Origin of the sequence: Nocardia sp. NPDC050630, assembly GCF_044457245.1 — a bacterium.
Lineage (GTDB): Bacteria > Actinomycetota > Actinomycetes > Mycobacteriales > Mycobacteriaceae > Nocardia.
In genome coordinates, this window is sequence record NZ_JBITGN010000018.1 from 129,697 (window position 1) to 152,622 (window position 22,926).

The 22,926-nt window shown below is 63.6% G+C and carries 19 protein-coding genes; 13 read left to right on the forward strand and 6 right to left on the reverse strand.

The features are described from left to right. Positions 1-95: 95 nt before the first annotated feature. From ACIBG0_RS33150 to ACIBG0_RS33165, 4 genes are all read right to left on the reverse strand, one after another. Positions 96-308 (reverse strand): hypothetical protein, encoded by a 213-nt coding sequence (locus ACIBG0_RS33150; protein ID WP_397037987.1) that lies wholly within the window; start codon positions 306-308, stop codon positions 96-98. Positions 309-464: 156 nt separating this feature from the next. After that, a complete protein-coding gene (locus tag ACIBG0_RS33155) occupies positions 465-1,421 on the reverse strand; it encodes a LysR family transcriptional regulator (protein ID WP_397037989.1) in 957 nt (318 codons plus the stop codon). 787 nt (positions 1,422-2,208) lie between these two features. Continuing rightward, the gene (locus ACIBG0_RS33160; RefSeq protein ID WP_397037991.1) at positions 2,209-3,303 is read right to left on the reverse strand and encodes an alpha/beta hydrolase; all 1,095 of its coding nucleotides are present in this window, start codon (positions 3,301-3,303) and stop codon (positions 2,209-2,211) included. Positions 3,304-3,491: 188 nt separating this feature from the next. Then, positions 3,492-3,743, reverse strand: a complete 252-nt coding sequence (locus ACIBG0_RS33165) for a hypothetical protein (protein ID WP_397037993.1) — start codon at positions 3,741-3,743, stop codon at positions 3,492-3,494. Between the two features lie 386 nt (positions 3,744-4,129). On the opposite strand from ACIBG0_RS33165, the gene ACIBG0_RS33170 reads away from it, so the two are divergent. From ACIBG0_RS33170 to ACIBG0_RS33180, 3 genes are all read left to right on the forward strand, one after another. Beyond that, positions 4,130-4,447 (forward strand): DUF2563 family protein, encoded by a 318-nt coding sequence (locus ACIBG0_RS33170; RefSeq protein WP_397037995.1) that lies wholly within the window; start codon positions 4,130-4,132, stop codon positions 4,445-4,447. Beyond that, entirely contained in the window at positions 4,444-6,345 is a 1,902-nt protein-coding gene (locus ACIBG0_RS33175; RefSeq protein ID WP_397037997.1) for an alpha/beta hydrolase, read from the forward strand. The genes ACIBG0_RS33170 and ACIBG0_RS33175 overlap by 4 nt, the downstream gene beginning before the upstream one ends. A gap of 175 nt (positions 6,346-6,520) precedes the next feature. Beyond that, positions 6,521-8,005 (forward strand): glyceraldehyde-3-phosphate dehydrogenase, encoded by a 1,485-nt coding sequence (locus ACIBG0_RS33180; protein ID WP_397037998.1) that lies wholly within the window; start codon positions 6,521-6,523, stop codon positions 8,003-8,005. 64 nt (positions 8,006-8,069) lie between these two features. Here ACIBG0_RS33180 and ACIBG0_RS33185 read toward each other — a convergent pair whose 3' ends face one another. Next, the gene (locus ACIBG0_RS33185; RefSeq protein ID WP_397037999.1) at positions 8,070-8,924 is read right to left on the reverse strand and encodes an alpha/beta fold hydrolase; all 855 of its coding nucleotides are present in this window, start codon (positions 8,922-8,924) and stop codon (positions 8,070-8,072) included. Between the two features lie 239 nt (positions 8,925-9,163). Between ACIBG0_RS33185 and araB the strand changes: the two genes are divergently transcribed. The 6 genes from araB to mmsB all read left to right on the forward strand — a co-directional run bounded on the left by araB (position 9,164) and on the right by mmsB (position 17,051). Continuing rightward, positions 9,164-10,834, forward strand: coding sequence for a ribulokinase (gene araB / locus ACIBG0_RS33190; protein WP_397038001.1), 1,671 nt, complete (start codon positions 9,164-9,166; stop codon positions 10,832-10,834). Then, positions 10,831-11,553 carry an L-ribulose-5-phosphate 4-epimerase gene (locus ACIBG0_RS33195; RefSeq protein ID WP_397038002.1) on the forward strand — a complete coding sequence of 241 codons (723 nt, stop codon included), beginning with the start codon at positions 10,831-10,833 and terminating at the stop codon, positions 11,551-11,553. Before araB ends, ACIBG0_RS33195 begins: the two co-directional genes overlap by 4 nt. Positions 11,554-11,585: 32 nt before the next feature. Then, positions 11,586-12,980, forward strand: a complete 1,395-nt coding sequence (locus ACIBG0_RS33200; RefSeq protein WP_397038004.1) for an L-fucose/L-arabinose isomerase family protein — start codon at positions 11,586-11,588, stop codon at positions 12,978-12,980. 15 nt (positions 12,981-12,995) lie between these two features. Then, positions 12,996-14,090, forward strand: coding sequence for a multiple monosaccharide ABC transporter substrate-binding protein (chvE, locus tag ACIBG0_RS33205; RefSeq protein WP_397038006.1), 1,095 nt, complete (start codon positions 12,996-12,998; stop codon positions 14,088-14,090). 94 nt (positions 14,091-14,184) lie between these two features. After that, on the forward strand, positions 14,185-15,738 hold the full coding sequence (gene mmsA / locus ACIBG0_RS33210) for a multiple monosaccharide ABC transporter ATP-binding protein (RefSeq protein WP_397038008.1): 1,554 nt from the start codon (positions 14,185-14,187) through the stop codon (positions 15,736-15,738). Then, positions 15,735-17,051 carry a multiple monosaccharide ABC transporter permease gene (gene mmsB / locus ACIBG0_RS33215; protein ID WP_397038010.1) on the forward strand — a complete coding sequence of 439 codons (1,317 nt, stop codon included), beginning with the start codon at positions 15,735-15,737 and terminating at the stop codon, positions 17,049-17,051. The genes mmsA and mmsB overlap by 4 nt, the downstream gene beginning before the upstream one ends. A 7-nt stretch (positions 17,052-17,058) precedes the next feature. Here mmsB and ACIBG0_RS33220 read toward each other — a convergent pair whose 3' ends face one another. Further along, positions 17,059-18,129: a LacI family DNA-binding transcriptional regulator gene (locus tag ACIBG0_RS33220; RefSeq protein ID WP_327096697.1), complete on the reverse strand. Its 1,071-nt coding sequence runs from the start codon at positions 18,127-18,129 to the stop codon at positions 17,059-17,061. Between the two features lie 238 nt (positions 18,130-18,367). Between ACIBG0_RS33220 and ACIBG0_RS33225 the strand changes: the two genes are divergently transcribed. The 4 genes from ACIBG0_RS33225 to yjfF are packed head-to-tail and all read left to right on the forward strand — an operon-like array spanning position 18,368 to position 22,915. Continuing rightward, entirely contained in the window at positions 18,368-19,327 is a 960-nt protein-coding gene (locus tag ACIBG0_RS33225; RefSeq protein WP_397038013.1) for an ABC transporter substrate-binding protein, read from the forward strand. A 14-nt stretch (positions 19,328-19,341) separates the two neighbouring features. Then, complete coding sequence (locus tag ACIBG0_RS33230; RefSeq protein ID WP_397038014.1) at positions 19,342-20,874, forward strand: sugar ABC transporter ATP-binding protein; 1,533 nt, start codon at positions 19,342-19,344, stop codon at positions 20,872-20,874. Continuing rightward, the gene (locus tag ACIBG0_RS33235) at positions 20,871-21,905 is read left to right on the forward strand and encodes an ABC transporter permease (RefSeq protein WP_397038016.1); all 1,035 of its coding nucleotides are present in this window, start codon (positions 20,871-20,873) and stop codon (positions 21,903-21,905) included. Before ACIBG0_RS33230 ends, ACIBG0_RS33235 begins: the two co-directional genes overlap by 4 nt. After that, positions 21,902-22,915, forward strand: a complete 1,014-nt coding sequence (gene yjfF / locus ACIBG0_RS33240) for a galactofuranose ABC transporter, permease protein YjfF (protein WP_327096693.1) — start codon at positions 21,902-21,904, stop codon at positions 22,913-22,915. The genes ACIBG0_RS33235 and yjfF overlap by 4 nt, the downstream gene beginning before the upstream one ends. The last annotated feature ends 11 nt before the right edge of the window (positions 22,916-22,926 follow it).

The window sequence follows — 22,926 nt, forward strand, 5'->3', positions numbered from 1 at the left end:
CTCGAACCGCCGCACTTCTTGCCCACGCCGAGGTCTACGGTCGCGCCGAACCGCCCTACCCGGCCGCGCTGCGGCAACTACTCCACAACGACGGGCTACTGCGTCGCGCCAACGAACTCGGTGCCGGCACCGGACTGGCAACCGAGCCGATGCTTCAGACCGACGCCATCGTCACCGCGGTTGTGCCCGGCCCAGCCCTTGCCGCCCCGCCTGAGCCGGTTCTCCATCAGCCCCGCGATCGTGGTGATCACCGCCCACTCGCGGCGGACGCCGTTGCCCGCTTCTTGATGGATGCCGACGCACAGCATCGATCTTCGTACAGATCGAGGAACGCCGAGGGGTTTGTGTTGACTACCGACCATCTCGAGCGCTGGAACGCTCACGAGGCTTCGACGGAGGCGATGATTCCGATCCATGAATTCGTTGGGAATCGGTGAGGCCGCAATATGGTCCGGCTCGCGTGCCTAATCGATCAGTGACGAAGAGGCCCGGAACGGCGGCCTCGGCTCCACGGATCGTTGGTATCCCCGAGAAAGCAGCGAAACCTCTCTTGCCACTTCACTGAATGCCTGGATCTTCGCGGTTGTGTTGTCCGCTCGCCAGAGCAGTCCCCACTCCACCGGCTCCGCGTCGCGGAAGGGAATGTAAGAGATCTCGGGCCGAGCGTAGTACTTCGCCGCGCTCATACCGACCGGCAGGACACCCCGTCCAGCACCGATCAATATCAGGAGCTCCTGGAACGTCGCGGCTGAAGGACCGAAGCTGATCGGCCGCCCGGCAGGCGTGGCGGACGGAATGCGTTCGTCGCGGAAGGATTTCGGCAGGGTCTCCGGTAACCGCAGCACGTCGACACCGGCCAGTTCCTCGACAGAGACGGAGTCCCGGCTCGCAAGCCGATGTGCCGATGACACAGCAAGCAGGCGAGGCTCGGTGATGAGGGTAGGTCCGGCGACGATCCCCTCTTCCCGCACGGGAAATGCGGAGAATGCGATGTCTACTTCGTTTTCGCGAAGCCAGGGCATGATCTCGTAGAGTTGGGCGTCCCGAATCCGAACAGCGCAATCCGGTTGCCGTTCATGGAACAGCTCCGCCGCCGCGGCAAGTAGCGTTCCACCTGCGGCGTTGACGAACGCGACGCGCAGCGTGCCCGTCACACCGCGAGCGGCTTCGACAGCCCGCTGGAAGGCGATGATCGTCTGGTTCCACGCGGGGCGAAGATCCTTGTCGAATTGCCGCCCGATGGGAGTGAGTTCCACTCGTCGGCTTGTGCGAGTGAACAGGTCCGCACCGACACTCCGCTCCAGTTTCCTGATCGTTTGACTGACCCGAGTCGTCGACACTCGCATACGCTCTGCCGTCCGACCGAAATGCAACTCCTCGGCTAGCGTCAGAAAGGCTTCCACCTCATGCCGCTCCAGCATGCTCCCACTCTCCGATCACCTCGCGGCTCCCAGCCCAGCATGTCCCGACCCAGGCCAAGCAACAACCCGGCACCCCTCGCCTGCATCTCGGCAAACCGCTTCGAATCGGCCGCTGTGCCTGGAGACATCCGGCAACCCGAAACACGCATGCGCGAACCCGTAACAGGGCCGCAAGCCACGCACCATCCCAGACGTCAGGTATTCGCCGTCCGGCGCAACGCCACCCGCGAATCTCGGAGGGCAAGCGGTGGGTGGTCCCCCTGCTGGTTCCGCCGCGATCGCGATCAGCTTCGACGGCCGAAATCTATTGCGCGGTGGCATTATCGACTGCTGAATTGCACCGAACGCGGCGCTAGGTGACGGCAACACGATCGCCGTTCCGCCTCGGATTAATGCACGCAGTGGGTGGAAACAGCGCACCGAACAAACGGCTTGTGACGCCGCCCAATTCAAGGCACGCCGTCGACCTCCCGATCCAGTCGCGTTCGCGGTGGCCGTGCAGGCCCGATCGTGGCTCGAGCAGTTCAGCCGCCTATTTCCATTTTGCCGCGCAACCGAGTCGTAGTGTTCGATATCGATCCTCGACCATCGTCAGTGATCTCCGACTGGACGCCTGAATGGCTCTCTGTGAGACCGGTGCTCACCGTGCAGGTCGCCGCTGGAAGCGCAAATCCCGGTGACCGATGTGAAGGCCACCTCCATCTCGGCCCAGCAGGGTCTTCATGTAGACCGGGCCAAGGCAGCGCGTTTGCCCCGAGTTCGGTTGGTTGACGGGTTCCTGACCGCTTCAGTTGCTGCTTTCGAGTGCTGTGGCCAGGGTCGGCCAGGATCGGGCTAGCTCGTCGGCCCAGTAGGGCCAGGAGTGGGTGCCGGCGAGCCGGAGGTTTTTGGTGGCTGGGATGTCGAGTTGGGTGAGTCGATCGGCGAATTGACGGGTGCAGGTGTTGGCGCCTGCTTCGAGTGGTCCGCCGTAGAAGACCGCATCACGCAGTTCAGGGTTGCCCGGCACATCGTGTTCGCCGGGCAGGCCGCTACCGGTCGAGAGATAGATCGCGGTGCCGCGCAGCGCCTCCGCGTGCACCGCCGGGTCGTGGGCGCGCCACTCCGGGTCGTCACGTTTGCCGAACATGTTGTCCGGATCGCCACCCCAGGTTTGCACTATCGCGCGGGCCTGCGTCTGCCCGAGCTCGGAGCTCAGCAGATAGCAGCCGCTGTGGGCGGCGACCGCCTTGTAGAGCCCGGGTGTCCGCGTCGCCAGCATCATCGCGGCTTCGGCGCCCATCGAGGTACCTTCGATCGCGTTGCGGCCGTTGCCGTTGAAGCGCGCGTCGATCACCGGTGGCAGTTCCCGGGTCAGGAACGTCTCCCATTTGTTGGTGCCGAGCACGCGGTCGGGGTGCTGCCAGTCGGTGTAGTAGCTGGCAGCGCCGCCGGTTGTCAGTACCACGTTCACGTCTTTGTCCGCGAAGAATCCCACCGCGCCGCCGTGCTGGGTCCAGCCGTTGTTGCCTGGCTCCGCGTTACGGCCATCGAGCATGTACACCGTCGGCCGAGGTTTGCTCTGATCGGTGGGCAGCAGCACCTGCACCTGCACGAGACGGCCCATCGCCGGTGATCGCACATACACCCGAAGCCAGCGATCGAGGATCGGCTCGATATGGTCGATCGCTGCCGGGCCCGGCAGGTATGCGCTCTGCGGTGGCAGCTCGGAATTTTCCGAAGACCCGGAACTCGGTGGTGGTGTCAGCGGTTCCGCGCCCGCAGGCGAGGGCGCGACCACCGCCACGCACAGCAGTGCTGTGGTGGTTATGACGATGTCGACGACCCGGTGCCGCGATCGACCGCGAGCACTGAATCGGACACGAGATTGTGGCGCGGTCAAACCTGCTCCCAGAACTATAGATCATGCCGCTGAACAACGGCCCGTTATCTAACGTAAGTATAGGCGCAGGTCGAATCAACACGATTTTGGGAGATGATCGTGAAGAGATATTCCACGATCCGGCTGAGATGGTCTTGAAGCTGAAGGCCGCCATGGCGGCCTGGACGGGCACCGGCGGAGATGACGCGTCACCTCGTCTTGTCGTCGAGTACGCCATGCGCGCTGAGCGTGGGGTCGGTATCGATGAACGCCACATCCGCCGAGATCAGCGGTACCGATGCTGCCGGAGGCACGCCGCGATCTTGCTCAGCTTTCGACTCGAGCCGCGACTGCTCCGAGGGAGCAAGGCTCGCGGTGAGCATTCCGTCCCAGGGGTCGGCGGCGTCGCAGCGATGCCGCTGCCAGTGCCCGAACACGAGCAGCAGATCCCGCCACGACACACTCGGGTGCAACTCGCCATGCCGGCCAACAACATGCGGTTGTTGGCGAGTTGCGGCCCACGCGCCGTGAAGTATTCCTGCACGATCGTAAAGCGGACTCGACTTGATTCAGTGCGCAGTGCGATCAAAGATCGTCTAGGGACCGGCTCGACAAATTGATTAATTGGTTTCCGATCAGTACCTTATGAGCACTAAAAGGAGAATTCAGGTTTTGAAGCATAGCTTGCCGAACATGCGGCCGCCGCGTCCGCGGATGCTATCACAATAGGCGCTGCCCAGTTCGCGTTTATGGACCCAGTAATGGTCGGGTATGCGATGCGGATACGAATATCGGACGGATGAGTTACCTATTCCGGGTTCTCCGAAATCCGAATGTAAGGAGACCGATGTACGCGGATCTGGATCGGCTCGGGCGTGGCAGCAATCACACCGGTGAGGCAGCTGATCATGTGCACGTGGCGCGCAATCATTTACGGTCGGTCGAGATGACCGTGGGTATGTTCGGTCGGACCGAGGTCGCCGCGAATGCCGAGGTCCTCGTATCCCGAGCCCACGAACGGCATGTCCGAGCGCTCGACGATCACCATCGAAGCCTGACGTGGATCGGTGAGAACACGGCCGGAGCCGCGACCGCGCTAGATGAGGCGGACCAGGCAGGCGCCGATGCCGTGCGCCGCGGGAACGCCTCCCACCGACAAGCGTGAATACGCCGAAATTGGTCGTTCTCTCGGTGTCCGAGCTGACGAAAGCCGCTGGAGGCGATCCGTGGCAGTTGCAGGATCAATTATTGGCGGGCAAGCCGTTTCGGATCAGCAAGATGGCCGAGGCATTCCATCGAGGCGGGTCGCATGCCGGGCAGGCGGACAGTGCATTCGAACGGGCTCGTAAGCATTTTCAGGATGCGTACACCTCCGGGGACCGATCCAATGTGATCGACGATTCCGCTGTCGTGAAGGACGCCAAGGCCAGGCTGGGTGGTTCGTCGAACACACTCCGCACCATCGGCACCCACCTGGAGGAAATCGCGGCAGCCCTCGCCGACGCTCAGAACATTACGCACCATCCGATCGATGCCCTCAATCATTCGCTGACCGAACTCGAATCGGAATACTTGAAGTTTCCGCGGTTCGGGCGAGCAGACATCCAGGCTATGCGGCGCCAGCAGCTCCAGTCGATAAAGAAGGCGGCGGTCGCCGCAGTGGCCGCGACCTATCGGCAGCTGAAGGGCACCGTCGCCGGCTACGAGAACCTTCTCGACGCGCGGATGAAAGAGCTCGAAAAAACCGGCTACCTCCCGCCGGTGCAGCTCGACGACGCCGCCTCGAACAACGACCCGAAAGCCGTGTACGAATGGTGGAATCTGCTCACTCCTGCTGAGCAACAAGCGTTGATCACCGAGCATCCGGATGTGATCGGGAATCTCAATGGAATACCGGTCGCCGATCGCAGCGCCGCGAACATGCAGGTCATGAACGCTGACATCCACCGGGTCGAGGCAATGGCGAAGGCCAAGGGCGTGTCGGTCGCAGCGATCCAGAAAGACCCGACGAAATACGGCCTGACAGCCGATGATCTCACGCGCTACCACAATGCGATCAACGTCAAGGCCGGCCTGGACGCCTACAGCGGTCGGAAAAAGCCCGGTCAGTTCGGGCCGTATCTGCCGACCTACCTGTATGCGTACCAGCCGCTCGCGTTCGATGGAAAGGGCAGGGCCGCAATCGCAATCGGCAATCCCGACACCTCACCCAATACCGCGGTCCTTGTACCGGGAGCGAGTCAGAGCGTTCGTGCCAGCGACGCATCCGACAAGGGATGGTTCGCCGTGCAAAGCGAACAAGCGCAGAATCTGTACGCCGAATCGAACAGAGCGGACCCGAGCCATCCGACCGCGGTCCTCGCCTGGATGGGCTACGACTCGCCGACCAACGGGATCACCGCTGTGCTGAGCGGCGACCCCACCGCCGAACGTGCCGGCGGAGAACTCCTGGCCCGGGACGTCAACGGGCTGAATGCGACCCATCAGGGCGGTCCGTCGCATTCGCACATGACCGTGGTGGGGTACTCCGCCGGGGCCATAGTCACCGCCGACGCGGCAGCCGCGAGTCACATGCACGCCGACGACGTGGTCTTGCTCGGACCAGTCAGTACCGACCAAGCGCACCACGCGGCCGACTTCCACTTGAACGACGGCGGACATGTGTACGTCGGCGAGGCATCCAACGACCTGAACGCGCACGGTGGGCATGCGATTTTGGATGCGCGCAGCCACTTGAGCGGGCAGGGCGGTGATGCCGATCCCACCGCACCGGAGTATGGCGCGACCCGCATCAAGGCCGAGACCCCGCCGAGCTATTCCTCGCCGCTCTACTACAGCGGACAGGCCCATCTGCACTACTTCACCGCCGGCAGCGAATCACTATATGCCACAGCCGATATCACGTCCGGGAACGCCGACCAGCTCGATGACCACGATATGCTGGCCACTCCCGACAAGAAGGTCCCGGCCCCGGGCCGAGCCGGATGGGAGGGCCTGGAAACGGTGCAGGAAGGCGAGACGACAGACGGCGTCGAGGATGACCATTACCACGACCTGAGATAAGTGCTTCGTCAGGCGATCGATCCGGCGCTCACGCCTTTCCCTTGAGTACGCCATCCGGCAGCTGTCCGCTTCTCGACAGATGCCGACCTCACAGCGGGGTAGCGGGGCCTTGTGATAGCGCGGCCACGGATAGCATCGATCTTCGTACAGATCGAGGAACGCCGAGGGGCTTGTGTTGACTACCGACCATCTTGACCGCTGGAACGCTCACGAGGCTTCGGCGGAGGCGATGATTCCGATCATTGGCAGGCTGTACCGCGAGAAGGGGGTGACCATCCTTCTGCACAGCCGGTCGCTGGTGAACAAGTCGGTGATCAGCATTCTGCGGACGCATCGGTTCGCGCGGCAGATCGAGGGTGAGGAACTTTCGGTCGAGGAGACGCTGCCGTTCCTCGAAGTGCTCAGTGGACTGGATCTGGGAGCATGCAAGATCGACCTCGGCCGGTTGGTGATGGCCTATCGCGCCGACGATCGCGGGCTGTCGATCCCCGAGTTCACCGCAACAGTGCTGGCCGATGTCACCGATGGCAATAAGGCCGAACCACAGGGACCCCGCGACGTGGTGCTCTATGGATTCGGCCGCATCGGCCGTCTGGTCACTCGTCTGCTCATCGAGAAGGTCGGCTCCGGCAATGGGCTGAACCTGCGGGCCGTGGTGGTGCGCAAGGGCGGCGAGGGTGATCTGGCCAAGCGTGCGTCACTGCTGCGGCGGGATTCGGTGCACGGGCAGTTCAACGGAACGATCAAGGTCGACACCGAGAACGACACGATCATCGCGAACGGCAATGTCATCAAGTTCATCTACAGCGATGATCCGACGACGATCGACTACACCGAGTTCGGGATCAACGAGGCGATCCTGATCGACAACACCGGTACATGGCGTGACCGTCATGGCCTGTCGCAGCACCTGCGTCCCGGCATCGCGAAGGTCGTTCTCACCGCGCCCGGCAAGGGCAACGTGCCGAATATCGTGCACGGGGTCAACCATCGCGACCTGGATCTCTCGGAGCAGATCTACTCGTGCGCTTCATGCACGACCAACGCGATCGTGCCGCCGCTCAAGGCGATGGATGACGAGTTCGGCATTGTCCGCGGTCACGTGGAGACGGTGCACTCGTTCACCAACGACCAGAACCTGCTGGACAACTTCCACAAGGCCGACCGTCGCGGGCGTTCCGCGCCGTTCAACCTCGTGCTCACCGAAACCGGCGCCCAGTCCGCAGTGGCGAAGGCGATGCCGGACTTCAAGGCTAAGATCACCGGCAGCTCGATTCGCGTTCCCACCCCGGACGTTTCGGTCGCGATACTCAACCTGCAGCTCCAGCGGGAGACCACAAAGACCGAGGTGCTCGAGTATCTGCGTCAGGTATCGCTGTCCGGACCATTGAGCCGCAACCTCGACTACACCGCCGCCACCGACGTGGTTTCCAGCGACTTCATCGGCTCCCGCGCGGCCTCCATCGTCGACGCCAACGCCACCATCGTCGACGGCGACACCGCGATCCTGTACCTCTGGTACGACAACGAATTCGGCTATTCGTGCCAGGTTGTGCGGACGGTGCAATACATCTCGGGCATCGAGTATCCGACCTACCCGCAGCTGGGCACAGATCGCGCCGACGACATCCCCACACCGGCCGCGACAGCCGCGGGGTGATTCGCCAACCTGCGCGGTAAACCGAAATCGGTCGGCCGTCGCAAGAGTCGGCATGCCAGGGCGATCAGCTCAGGAATTCGCGGACCGCCTGGAGCCATTGGTGCGGCTGATCGATGTGCGCCATGTGGCCTGCTTCTTCGATCACGACCGCCCGTGCGGCGGGAATCAGGGCAGCGGCCTCGGTGGTAAGTGTCGAGGGGAAGATCATGTCTTGTCGGCCGTGTAGCAGTAACAACGGCACGTCGAGTTCGGCCAGTCGCTGCGCCGCGTTCTCGTATCGGGGTGATGGCAATGTGCCTGCCAACATTGGCCGGATCCATTCGGCAGAGAATCGGATGGCCGCGAGACGCCGCAGGTAGTCGGGTAGGGCCGCTGGTCGCCAGATATTGGCCGAAGCCCCGGCCAGGGCTGCTGCGTGAGTAAGTCCGGCTCCGGCGAGCGAGCGGTCGGACCACACCTGCGCCTCCCTGGCTCGGCGCTCGTCCCGGACCCGCCATCCGGCGAAGGCGTCGGCGGGCACCGGCAGAATGCTGCTGGACGCAATGATCAGCCGTCGTACCCTGTCGGGCGCATGCAAGGCGAGACGTTGGGCGATCAGGCCGCCGTATGAGAAGCCCAGCACGTCGGCTCCGGCGACACCGTATGCATCGAGCAGCGCCGTCAGATCGCCGACAACAGTGTCCGGGGTGTATTCATCATCTCGAAGTCCCTGCGTCGAACGGCCACAGCCGCGCAGGTCCGGCAATATCAGCCGATGCGTCCCGGCCAACTCTACGAGCGGTTCGCGCAGATAACTGTGGTCCCAATCCGGCCCACCATGAATAACCAACAGCGTGCGCTGCGCTGGACCGGCAGAGTGTGCGACAAAGAGCATCACCTCGGGATCAGCGGACACCAGCACCCTCTGCTCGACAAACACTCCGCTCAGTCTTCCATCCGATTGCACGACAACAGTGCCGCACTCGCGCGAACCGCACCCCCGGTCGTCATGTCGCGAACCAGCCGCGCCACCCAACGTGGCGAGAACTTCGTCGAAAGTGCGGGTGCCGAGACACGCCTCGACGTGAGCGATCACAACTTACGAAACGAGTGACTCCTTGACACGGACCAAATGTTCGCGCTAACAATGTTTGCGTTAACATTGTTAGGAGCGTCACAGTGGCGGACACGTATGTGGTTGGTGTCGACTTCGGCACGTTGTCCGGGCGGGCAGTTGTTGTCAGGGTGCGGGATGGGGCTGAGTTCGCCAGCGCGGTAAGTGAATACCGACATGGGGTCATCGATCGGGCCCTGCCTGTGACGGGCGTTGAGCTGCCGCCGGATTGGGCGTTGCAGGATCCTGAGGATTACCTCGATGTACTGCGGACGGCGGTGCCCGAGGCGCTGGCCCATTCGGGGGTCAACCCCGCGGATGTCATCGGGATCGCTACGGATTTCACGGCGTGTACGGTGCTGCCGACGCTTGCCGACGGCACGCCGTTGTGTCAGATTCCGGAGTTGGCGGAGCGTCCGCACGCCTATCCGAAGTTGTGGAAGCACCATGCGGCACAGGCGCAGGCGGATCGGATCAATACCCTCGCCCACGAACGAGCCGAACCGTGGATCAATCGGTATGGGGGCAAGATTTCGGCGGAGTGGGAGTTCGCCAAGGCACTGCAGATGCTGGAAGACGATCCCGAGATCTACTCCAGGGCTGAGCGTTTCATCGAAGCCGCGGACTGGATCGTCTGGCAGCTGTGCGGTAGCGAGACCCGCAACGTCTGCACGGCCGGTTACAAGGGAATTCACCAGGACGGTAGCTGGCCGAGCAGCGACTACCTGGCTGCGCTGAATCCGGACTTCGCCGACTTCGCGGTCGGCAAGCTGGTCCACCCGCTGTCCCCGCTCGGAGGCCGTGCCGGAGGCCTGACCGAGCGGGCAGCGGGGTGGACGGGGCTGCGGCCCGGGATCGCGGTCGCGGTCGGCAATGTCGACGCGCATGTCACCGCGCCCGCCGCGCAGGCTGTCGAGAATGGGCAGTTGCTCGCGGTGATGGGCACGTCGACCTGCCATGTCATGAATAGCGATCACCTCGCCGAGGTGCCTGGCATGTGTGGCGTGGTCGACGGCGGAATCATCAGTGGCAGTTGGGGATACGAGGCGGGGCAGAGTGGGGTCGGCGACATTTTCGCGTGGGTTGTCGACTCGTCGCTGCCGGGGCGCTACCACGCCGAGGCGGCCGCGCGCGGCATGGACGCACATTCCTACTTGAGTGAGCTGGCGCAGCGGCAGCGGGTCGGTGAACACGGGCTGGTCGCGTTGGACTGGCACAGCGGAAATCGCTCGGTGCTCGTCGACCACGACCTGTCCGGAGTGCTGGTCGGCCTCACGCTCGCGACGAAACCCGAGGACATCTATCGCGCATTGCTGGAGGCCACCGCCTTCGGCACCCGCACCATCATCGAAACCTTCGATGCCGCAGGCGTTCCCGTTCGTGAACTGGTGATTGCCGGTGGCCTGCTGAAGAACTCGTTGCTGATGCAGATCTACGCCGATGTGACGCGGTTACCGCTGTCGATCATCGGCTCGGATCAGGGCCCGGCGCTCGGCTCGGCCATCCACGCCGCTGTCGCCGCCGGGGCCTACCCGGATGTCCGTGCCGCGGCCAAGTCGATGGGCCGGGTGCACCGCAACGCCTATCTTCCCGATCCCGACCGCGCCGCCGCATACGACGCCATCTACGCCGAATACCAAGCCCTACACGACCATTTCGGCCGCGGCGGCACCGAGGCGCTGCACCGGCTGCGACGCATCCGTAACGACGCACGAAGGGAAGTCGCCACCGCATGAGCGAGCGCAGCGAGCGAACGAATACACAGCCGAGCCGCTCGCGAACAGTGGGCACAGCTGAGCGAGCCGTCATTACCGGGCTGCGTGAGCAACTGGTCGATCTGCATCGAGAACTACTGCGCTGGGGTCTGGTGGTGTGGACCGCGGGCAATGTCTCCGCCCGGGTGCCCGGCGAGGAATTGCTGGTCATCAAGCCGAGCGGGGTGTCCTATGACGAACTCACCCCGAATTCGATGGTGGTCTGCGATTTCGACGGCAAGCTTGTCGAGGGCGATCTGGCACCGTCCAGCGATACCGCCGCGCACGCCTATATCTACCGGGCGATGCCCGAGGTGGGCGGTGTGGTGCATACCCATTCGACATACGCGAGCGCGTGGGCCGCACGCGCGGAACCGATTCCGTGTGCGCTGACCGCGATGGCCGATGAGTTCGGCGGCGAAATTCCGGTCGGCCCCTTCGCGCTCATCGGCAACGACGATATCGGCCGAGGCGTGGTCGCGACGCTGACGGGCCACCGCTCCCCCGCCGTCCTGATGCGCAATCACGGTGTCTTCGCGGTCGGGCGCGATGCGCGTGCCGCGGTGAAGGCGGCCGTCATGTGCGAGGACGTGGCTCGCACCGTGCATATCGCGCGCCAGCTCGGTGAACCGATCCCCATCGCGCAGGCCGATGTGGACAGCCTGCACGACCGCTACCAGAACGTATACGGCCAGCACTGAATTCCGGCCGCCGACAAAGGAGTACGTCCTCGATGAACCCGAAACCACGCATCGGCCTACTCGGCATCATGCAGGCCCTCTACGACGACATGATCCCGGGCATCGCCGAGCGCCAGGACCGCTACGCGCACGATATCGCCGAACAACTCGCCGATCTCGCCGACTGGACCGTGGGACGCCCGGTCAAGGACCGTCGTGACGCCGAGGCCGTCATGCGCGAATTCGTCAATGCCGATCTCGACGGCGTCATGGTGGTGATGCTCACCTATGGCCCGGCGATGCGGGTGGCCCGGTTGTTCAACGAGAATCGACTTCCGGTGCTACTGGCGAATATTCAACCCGAGCCGACCGTCACCCCGGCCTGGGATATGGCCGATATGACCTATAACCAGGGCATCCACGGCGCGCAGGACACCGCGAATGCGATGGTTCGTGCCGATCGGCCGTTCACCGTCGTCACCGACGACTGGAAAAGCCCGGAATTCGCTGTGCGCGTTGACCGTTGGGCACGGGCGGCACGCGCGGTAACGGCATGGCGGTCGCTGAAGGTCGGCGTATTCGGCTATGCCATGAACGATATGGGCGATATCCGCGTCGACGAGAACGCGCTATTGCGGGCGCTCGGCCCCGAGATCAGCTTCGTTGCACCCGGCGACCTCTACCGGGGCAGCCAGGCGGTGACCGATGACGAGGTGGCGGCGCTGATGGCTTGGGAGGACGGAGAATTCGCGATCGATCCGGCATTGACCGGCGTGGAACGCGAAGACCACGCCCGGATGCAGATCGCCATCGAACGCATTCTCACCGACCGCGGCTACGGTGCGTACTCGACGCACTTCGATGCGATCGGCGAGGACGGCCGTTTCCAGCGGCTGCCGCTGGCCGCGGCTTCGAGCCTGATGGCCAAGGGCTACGGCTATGGCGCAGAAGGCGATGCGATGGCCGCCGCCATGGTTTACGCGGGACATCAGCTGATCGGTGACGGCCATTTCACCGAAATGTATGCGATGGACTTCCCCTCCGACTCGATCTTGATGAGCCATATGGGCGAGGGGAATTGGCGCATCGCGCGCGACGATGAACCGGTCCGGCTGATCCGGCGCGAACTGGGCATCGGCAAGCTCGACGAACCGCCTACCTTCCTGTTCCGCTACCAGCCAGGGCCCGCGACACTGGCCTGTCTGGTTTCGCTCGGCGGCGAAAAGTTCCGAATGGTGGTGGCCGAGGGTGAGGTGCTCGACAGTCCGCAACTGCCCGCACTGGAGATGCCCTACGGCCAGTTCCGGCCCGCGAGCGGCGTGCGTGCCTGCATGGATGGCTGGCTCACCGCGGGCGGTCCGCACCACCAGGTCATGAATATCGGCTACCACGCCGCCGACTGGCAGGTCTTCTGTCAGCTCACCGGCATCGAGTTCGTCCAGGTCTAGTCAAGGAGTTGTGCCATGCCCACCATCAATCGACGCGGACTCTTCGCCGGCGCCGCCGGTGTCGCCGCGCTATTGGCCGCCGCCGCGTGTTCCGTTGAGGACAGCGGCAATTCGTCCGCGGCCGGCGGCATGATCGGCATCGCCATGCCGACGAAATCCTCCGAACGCTGGGTCGCCGACGGCAACAATATCGTCAAGCAGTTCAAGGACCTCGGCTATGACACCGATCTGCAATACGCCGAGGACGTCATCGAGACACAGGTCTCCCAGATCGAGAACATGATCACCCGTGGGGTCAAGGCGCTGGTGATCGCGGCGATCGACAACAAGTCACTCACCGGTGTCCTGCAGCAAGCCAAGACCAACAAGATCGCGGTGATCGCCTACGACCGGCTCATCCGCGACACCGTGAATGTCGACTATTACGCCACCTTCGACAACTTCAAAGTCGGTGTGCTGGAAGCCAATTACATCGTCGACCGGCTCGGTCTGCGCGATGGCAAGGGTCCGTTCTCGATCGAACTGTTCGCCGGTTCCCCCGATGACAACAACACCTACTATTTCTTCAACGGCGCCATGTCGGTGATCCGGCCCTATCTCGACTCCGGCAAGCTGGTGGTCCGCTCCGGACAGACCGCCGTCGATCAGGTGACCACCCTGCGCTGGGATGGCGCTACCGCCCAGTCCCGGATGGAGAACCTGCTCAGCGCCAATTATTCCACCTCGAATATCGATGCCGTGCTGTCTCCCTACGACGGCCTCAGCATCGGCATCGTCTCGGCCCTCAAGGCGGTCGGTTACGGCAGGGGCGATAAGAAGATGCCGGTCGTCACCGGTCAGGATGCCGAGAAGGCGTCGGTGAAGTCGATCATCGCGGGCGAGCAGACCATGACCGTGTTCAAGGACACCCGCGACCTCGCCAAACGCGCCGTGCAGATGGTCAATGCGATCTTGACCAGCGGCACACCGGAAACCAATGACACCACCTCCTACGACAACGGCGCGAAGAAGGTGCCGTCGTATCTGCTGCAGCCGGTGTCGGTCGATAAGGACAACTACCGGAAGGTACTCATCGACTCCGGCTACTACTCCGAGCGCGACTTCGCCTGACGACCGGAAGGCCCCGCATGGCCGAGTCAGGGCCCGGAGGAGGCAGCCTGCGTAACCACGGAGGACCCCTCGGGTATGCACAGAAGGACACAGCATGACCAAGCACATTCTCGAAATGCGCGCGATCACCATGGAATTCCCGGGTGTGAAGGCGCTCGACGCGGTGGATTTCGCGGTGGCCGATGGCGAAATCCACGCGCTGGTCGGCGAGAACGGCGCGGGCAAATCCACGCTCATGAAGGTGGTCAGCGGCGTTTACCCGCACGGCTCCTACACCGGACAGATCCGCATGGACGGTACCGATGTGACGTTCAAGGATATTCGCGGTAGCGAGGCCGCCGGTATCGCGATCATCCACCAGGAATTGGCGCTGGTGCCGCAGCTTTCGATCGCGGAGAACATCTTTCTCGGCAATGAACGGCTGCGCGGCTTGACCGTCGACTGGCAGGAGACCAATCGGCAGGCGATGCTGCTGATGCGGCAGGTCGGTCTCGTCGAGGATCCCGAAACCCTGGTCGCCGCTCTGGGTGTCGGGAAACAGCAGCTCGTGGAAATCGCCAAGGCGCTGTCCAAACAGGTGCGATTGCTGATTCTCGATGAACCGACCGCCGCGCTCAATGAGACCGACAGTGCGAGCCTGCTGGCACTGCTACGGCAACTGCGCGAGCAGGGCATCACCTCGATCCTGATCTCGCACAAGCTCAATGAGGTTTTGGCTGTCGCGGATTCGATCACCGTGCTGCGCGACGGCCGGACCATCGAGACCCTCGATGCGAAGGCCACAGAAGTCACCGAGGATCGCATTATCAAGGGGATGGTCGGGCGCGATCTCGACCATCGGTTTCCGCCGCGGGAGGATCCGCGGATCGGCGAGGTGTTCTTCGAGATCGCCGATTGGAATGTCGACCACCCGACCATTGCCGATCGCCGGATCGTGCGGGATGCGGCGCTGAATGTGCGGCGCGGTGAGATCGTCGGTATCGCCGGGTTGATGGGTGCCGGGCGTACCGAGTTGGCGATGAGTGTTTTCGGCCGGTCCTACGGTCGCAATATTCGCGGCACGATTCGCAAAGATGGTGCGATACTGAAGCTTTCGTCGGTGCATGACGCCATCGGCGCGGGGATCGCCTATGTCTCGGAGGACCGTAAGCAATACGGATTGATCCTCGATGAGGACATCCGGCGCAATATGACCCTCGCCAATCTGCCAGCGGTATCTCGGCACGCCGTCATCGATACCCACCGCGAAATCGTTGAAGCCGAGCGCTTGCGTACCCGACTGACGGTGAAGACGCCGACGGTATTCCAGAAGGTGGGCAACCTCTCCGGCGGGAACCAGCAAAAGGTCGTGCTCGGTAAATGGATATTCACCGAACCCGATCTGCTGATCCTCGACGAGCCCACCCGCGGTATCGACGTCGGCGCCAAATACGAAATCTATCTGATCGTTCAGCAGCTCGCCGCCGACGGAAAAGGCGTGCTGATCATCTCCTCGGAACTGCCGGAACTACTCGGGCTGTGTGACCGCGTCTACGCGATGAGCCAGGGCCGCATCACCGGTGAATTACCGAAACACGAAGCCACACAGGAGGCTGTCATGAAACTGATGACACGCGGAACCGCCGCAGCCGAGGCGGTACCCGAATGACATTGCTGGACAAGCTCGAAGACGACGACTCCACCGAGGTCATCGCAAAGGCGGTCGAGCAGAAACAGGTCGGCGCGCTCGCGGCCCTTCGCCGCACCCTGCGCGGCAATGTGCGCCAATACGGCATGATCGTGGCGCTCGTGGTGATCACGCTGCTGTTCCAAATCCTCACCACGGCGAAACTTTCCGACGGCGTCAGCCTATTGACGCCGCTCAATGTCACGAATGTCATCCTGCAGAACGGCTACATCCTGGTGCTCGCCATCGGGATGATGCTGGTGATCATCAACGGGCACATCGACCTATCGGTTGGATCACTGTGCGCACTGGTCGGCGCGGTTACCGGTATCGCCATCGTGCAGTGGCACTGGCCGTGGCCGCTTGTCGTGCTGGCGGCCGTGGCGATGGGCGCGGCCATCGGTGCGTGGCAAGGGTATTGGATCGCCTACGTCAAGATTCCGGCATTCATCGTCACGCTCGGCGGCATGCTGCTGTTCCGTGGTCTGGCGCAGCTGGTGCTCGAGGGCCAGTCGATCGGCCCGTTCCCGCAGGGCTTCGTGAATATCGCGGCCGGTTACCTCCCGAATTGGCTGCCGCTGCATGCCGTTCAATTCGCGGGGTTCAACGGGATCGCTATCCGGCTGCGTGTCGGTGAGCTGAATGGATTGACATTGCTCATCGGCGTGCTCGCGGTGGCCGCCCTGGTGTGGTCGCAATGGCGGGTGCGGCAACGCCGTCGTTCCTACGGTCTGCCTGCCGGACCGCGCTCGCTGTTCATCGCGAAGTCGGCGGCGCTCGGTGCGGTCATTCTGGCATTCAGCTTCGTATTAGCGTCCTACAACGGGATTCCGATTATCGGCGTTATCTTGATCGTGTTGATCGTGCTGTATTCGTTCGTGATGAACCGCTCGGTGATCGGGCGTCGGATCTACGCCGTCGGCGGCAATGAGAAAGCCGCACAGCTGTCCGGGGTGAATACCAAGGCCAATACGTTCTGGGTTTTCGTGAATATGGGTGTGCTCGCGGCGCTTGCGGGTGTCATCTTCGCGGCCCGGCTCGGCGCGGCGACGCCGAAGGCTGGACAGAACTTCGAACTCGATGCTATTGCCGCGGCATTCGTCGGTGGCGCGTCGGCCAGCGGCGGTATCGGCACGGTCGTCGGCGCGATCGTCGGGGCGCTGGTGATGGGTGTGATGAACAACGGCATGTCGATGCTCGGCGTCGGCAGCGACTGGCAGTTGGTCATCAAGGGCCTGGTGCTGCTGGCCGCGGTGGCATTCGACGTCTACAACAAGAAACGCGCGGCGGCCTGAGCCCGCATCACCGCTGGGCCGGTGCCGCCGTACTGTCGCGCGTGACCAGCGTCGGCAGCACCGACGGCGATGCCGGTTCGGCGGTGGCACCGTCGAATTCCAACAGCCGCAACAACATCTGCATACTGCGGCGACCCACCTCGTCGAAGTCCTGCCGGATGGTCGTCAACGGCGGCGAGAGGTAGGCGGCCTCCGGAATATCGTCGAAGCCGACCACGGAGATGTCGGCGGGTACCCGGATGCCGCGTTCGGTGAAGGCGCGCAGCATGCCGAGCGCCATCTGGTCATTGGCCGCGAATACCGCGGTCACATCGGGTTGCGCGGCGAGCAGTAGGCCGGCTTCATAGCCGGAGTGGGCACTCCAATCACCGCCGATCAACGGGGGAATCGGTGCCCCCGCGGCCTCCAGCGTGCTACGCCAGCCTTCGGTTCGGTCGCGTGCCTCCAGCCAGTCGCTGGGACCGGCGACCTGCCATACCGTGCGGTGCCCCAGATCGAGCAGGTGTTGCACGGCCAGCCTGGCACCCTCGACCTGATCAACCGAAACCGACGGCAAGCCGCTGTCCTGGCCGGCCTCGACCGCGACGGCCAGCAGGCGTTCGGGCAGATTGTGCAGTGCCGCCGCGGCGGCCATCTGCGGGGCGATGACGATGATCCCGTCTACGCCCTGATCGGCCAGACTGTTCGCGGCCGCCAATACACTGGAGCGGTCCACCGTCTCCAAGGCGAAGATGCTGACACCGTAACCCGCTGTGCGAGCGGCACGTTCGATGCCGAGCAGGGTGCACGCAGGTCCGTACAGAATGGTGTCGAAACTGACCACGCCGAGCATATTCGAGCGCCTGCTGACCAGCCCCCTTGCCATGGCATTGGGGCGGTAGCCGAGTTGTTCGACGGCGCGCAGCACCCGCTCACGGGTCTCCGGACGCACATTCGCGCTGCCGTTGAGCACCCGCGAGACGGTCTGATGGGACACTCCAGCGAGTTTGGCGACATCGGTCATCACCGCCGGGCGCGCAGCCGTCGGCCGAACCGCCGTTGAGGTATCCCCGGCGGCAAATCCGTCCCTGTCCCTCACATCCACCTTCCAAGCGTCGCGCCGAATATGTTGTCCCGGTTCCCCCAGGTTAACGCTCACACCGCCGATGACCGCAGCATGACCCGAACTGCCGCGCCGACCACGGCAACCGATATCCGGTAGTCGCCACCAGATTACGGACGCCAGAGCTCTTGACTAGAAGAATGTGAGCGCTAACACTATCAGGACTACCGCACCTCGGTGCAACACGTTTCACAATGCAAGGGAGAGCCTGATCGTGTTGAAGAGGCTTCTGATCACCGCCAGCGCACTTGTTATCACCGCAGCAACCGCCGTCGGCTGCGGCAGCTCGGGAAGCGACCAAACCGTACTCGGGTTCTCCCAGGTAGGCGCCGAAAGTGGTTGGCGCACCGCGAATACGAAATCCATCCAGGACGCCGCGGCCGCGGCTGGCATCCAGCTGAAATTCGCCGACGCCCAACAGAAACAGGAAAACCAGATCAAGGCGATCCGCACCTTCATCCAGCAGCGTGTGGACGTCATCGCCTTCTCCCCGGTCGTCGCATCCGGATGGGACACCGTCCTGAAGGAGGCCAAGGACGCCAAGATTCCGGTGATCCTCACCGACCGCGCGGTCGACTCGGCCGATACCTCGCTGTATGTGACCTTCCTCGGCTCGGATTTCGTCGAAGAAGGCCGCAGGGCGGCGAATTGGCTCGTGGACGCGACCAAGAATTCGACTGACACCGTGAATATCGCGGAGTTGCAGGGCACCACCGGATCCGCGCCCGCGACCGATCGGAAGAAGGGTTTCCAGGAGGTTATCGGCGCCGACCCGAAGTTCAAGATCATCGCATCGCAGACCGCGGAATTCACCCGCGCCAAGGGCAAAGAGGTCATGCAGGCATTCCTGGCCGCGCATCGGGATATCAACGTGCTGTATGCGCACAACGACGATATGGCGCTCGGCGCGATTCAGGCGATCGAGGAGGCCGGGTTGAAGCCGGGTAAGGACATCAAGATCATCTCGATCGATGGCACGCGCGATGCCTTCCAGGCCATGGCCGACGGCAAGATCAACGTGGTCGTCGAATGCAATCCGCTGCTCGGCCCGAAGCTGATGGACATCACCAAGGATGTCGTGGCGGGGCGCCCGACGCCCAAGCGGATCGTCACCGATGAAGGCGTCTACACCCAGGACCAGGCCGCCGCCGCGCTGCCAACCCGGACATACTGAGCCGGAGCGAGTGCATGTCGGAACCCACTGCCACACCGGCACTTCGGATGTCGGGCATCGTCAAGCGTTTCGCCGGGGTCACCGCATTGTCCGAGGTGGGCCTGCGGCTGTTCCCCGGTGAAATACACGCGCTGGTCGGTGAGAACGGTGCGGGCAAATCCACCCTCATCAAGGTGCTCACCGGAATTCACGACGCCGATGCCGGAACCATCGAACTCGACGGTCGCCCAGTGCGTTTCACCGGCCCGCAACAGGCGCTGCGGGCCGGGGTGAGCACCGTCTATCAAGAGGTGAATCTGTGCCCGAATCTGTCGGTCGCGGAGAACATCTACATCGGACGGGAACCGCGACGGGCCGGTCTCATCCGATTCGCCGCGATGCGTCGCGATGCCGCCCGGCTGCTGGACAGACTGCATCTGAACATCGATGTGGCTGCCCCGCTCGGCTCGTATTCGCTCGCGGTGCAGCAGCTGATCGCCATCGCGCGGGCCGTCGATCTGGACGCCAAGGTTCTCATCCTGGACGAGCCGACATCTTCGCTCGACACCGGTGAGGTCGAGCAGCTGTTCGCGGTGATGCGCCGACTCGCCGCCGAAGGCGTGGCGATCGGATTCGTCACCCACTTCCTCGATCAGATCTTCGAGATCTGCGACCGGGCCACGGTACTGCGCAACGGCACCCTGGTCGGCGAATATCCGGTGGCACAACTGAGCCAAAAAGATCTCATCGCGCACATGCTCGGCACGGCGTTGCGCACACTCTACGAGATCGAGCACGAGAAGCCGGATCCCGCGGTGGTGGCGCGCCACGATCCGCTGCTGCAGGCCTCGGGGATCGGCGGCCGACGCAATTCCGTCGCGCCGTTCGATCTCACTGTCCGTGATGGCGAGGTGGTCGGGTTGGCCGGGTTGCTCGGCTCCGGCCGCACCGAGGTGGCGCGACTACTGTTCGGCGCCGACCGCGCGTCCACCGGGAATCTCCGCGTCGCTGGCACACCGACGGCGTTGCGCTCGCCGCGCGCCGCGATCGACCATCGGATCGCCTTCTGCCCCGAAGACCGTAAATCCCAGGGCCTGATCCTGGACCTGTCAGTGCGCGACAATATCGTGCTCGCGGTCCAGGCGGCGCGCGGCTGGGCCCGGCCGCTGTCGGCGCGCAAGCGCGACGAACTCGTCGCCGGATACATCACGTCACTGCGGATCGTCCCCGCCGATCCGGATACGCCGGTGAAATTCCTCAGCGGCGGCAACCAGCAGAAGGTGCTGCTGGCCCGCTGGCTGGCCACCCGGCCGAAACTGCTGATCCTCGACGAGCCGACCCGGGGTATCGATATCGGTGCCAAGGCGGAAATCCAGCGGCTGGTCATCTCGCTGTCCGAGGAGGGCATGTCGGTGCTGTTCATCTCCGCCGAACTCGAGGAAGTGCTGCGGCTCAGTCACAAGGTGGCGATCCTGCGCGATCGGCGGTTGGTCGCCGAACTGGTCAACGATGCCACCCTGACCATGGACCGACTCACCGAAACCATTGCGAGCGGGGCCATTTCATGACGATCTTCCGAAACCATCTGTTCTGGCCAGCGGCTGCGCTCATCGCACTGCTGATCGTCAACGTCGCGTTCACGCCCGGATTCCTCTCGATCCGCATCCAGGACGGGCACCTCTACGGCAGCCTGATCGATATCCTGCGCTACGGGGCGCCACTGGTGCTGATCTCGCTCGGCATGACGCTGGTCATCGCGACGCGCGGCATCGACCTATCGGTCGGCACGGTCGTGGCGATCGCGGGTGCGCTGGCCTGTCTGCACATCAGCAATATGCCGGACCAGGCCGATGCCGTTGGGGTTGCCGTCGCCGTGCTGATCGCGCTCGGCGTGGCGGTAGTGCTGGGATTATGGAACGGAGTGTTGGTGGCGCGCTTCGGGATTCAGCCGATCGTGGCGACCTTGATCCTGATGGTCGCCGGACGTGGTGTCGCACAGTTGATTACATCGGGCCAGATCATCACGATCAACAGTCCGCCGTACAAGGTGATCGGCGGCGGCTATCTGCTCGGCCTGCCGGTGCCCGTCCTGGTCGCGGCCGCGGTGTTCACCGGCCTCGCGGTTTTATTGCGGCGCAGTGCGCTCGGGCTGCTGCTGGAATCGGTGGGCGGCAATGCCGAGGCGGCGCGTCTGGTCGGCATCCGGGCCGGTGGTCTGATCGTCGCCGTATACGCGGTCTGCGCCTGCTGTGCGGCCATCGCGGGACTGATGATCAGCTCGAATGTCTCTGCGGCCGACGGCAATAACGCCGGCTTGTGGATCGAACTCGATGCGATTCTCGCGGTCGTCATCGGTGGTACCGCATTGACCGGTGGGCGATTTCAGCTCGGCGGCACCGTTCTCGGGGCGCTGGTGATCCAGACGCTCACCACTACGATCTACACCGTCGGGGTGCCACCGGAGACGACGCTGGTTTCCAAAGCGGTCGTGGTGATCGCGGTATGCCTGGTTCAGTCACCGGCGTTCCGCGCCAAGGTATTTCGCCGTCGCGGCCAATCTGTCGGCATCCCATCGACATCAACGGAGGCGACCGTATGAACGCGCTGACCGCGACCGCGGCCAAGGCCCCTGTATTGCGCCGAGCAACGATTCGCGGACACCGCAGCCGGTACATCCCGGTACTGGCCACCGCGGCATTGTTCGCCGTCATCTACGGCGTCGGAGTGATCCGTTATCCGGCATTCGGCTACCCACAGGTTTTCGTGAACCTGTTCATAGACAACGCCTTTCTGCTCGTCCTGGCCGTCGGAACGACCTTCGTGATTCTCACCGGCGGCATCGACCTGTCCGTCGGTGCGGTGCTGGCTCTGTCCACGGTGGTCTCGGCGTGGCTGGTAACCGTGCACGGGTGGCCGCCGCTGCTGGTCATGCCGCTGATGTTGGTCGGCGGCACGCTCTTCGGGGCCGCGATGGGCGCGGTAATCCACTACTTCGAGATCCAGCCGTTCATCGTGACGCTGGCCGGCATGTTCCTCGCGCGCGGGCTGGCCTATGTCATCAGTACGGATTCGATCACGATCACCGACCCGGTGTACACCGACCTGGCGCAGCGGCGATTCCGGCTCGGCGGGGACGTATTCCTGACGGTGGGCATGATCGTCGCGCTGGTGATCGTCGCCGCGGCCTTCGTCGTCCTGCATTACACCCGGCTGGGTCGTACCGCGTATGCGATCGGCGGCAACGAACAGTCGGCGCTCATGATGGGCCTACCGGTGGCCAGGACCAAGGTCGCCGTTTACGCGATCAGCGGCTTCTGCTCGGCACTCGCGGGCATCCTGTTCACCCTCTACACCCTGTCCGGCTGGAGCCTGCACGCCGTCGGCATGGAACTCGACGCCATCGCCGCGGTCGTCATCGGCGGCACCCTGCTCACCGGCGGCTCCGGATTCGTCCTCGGCTCGGTACTCGGCGTACTGACCCTCGGCGTAATCCAGACCATCATCAGCTTCGAGGGCACCCTGAGTTCATGGTGGACCAAGATCTTCATCGGCGTCCTACTACTCGCCTTCATCCTGCTGCAACGCACCATCGGAACGCGCGACGGATAGGAACTCGCGAC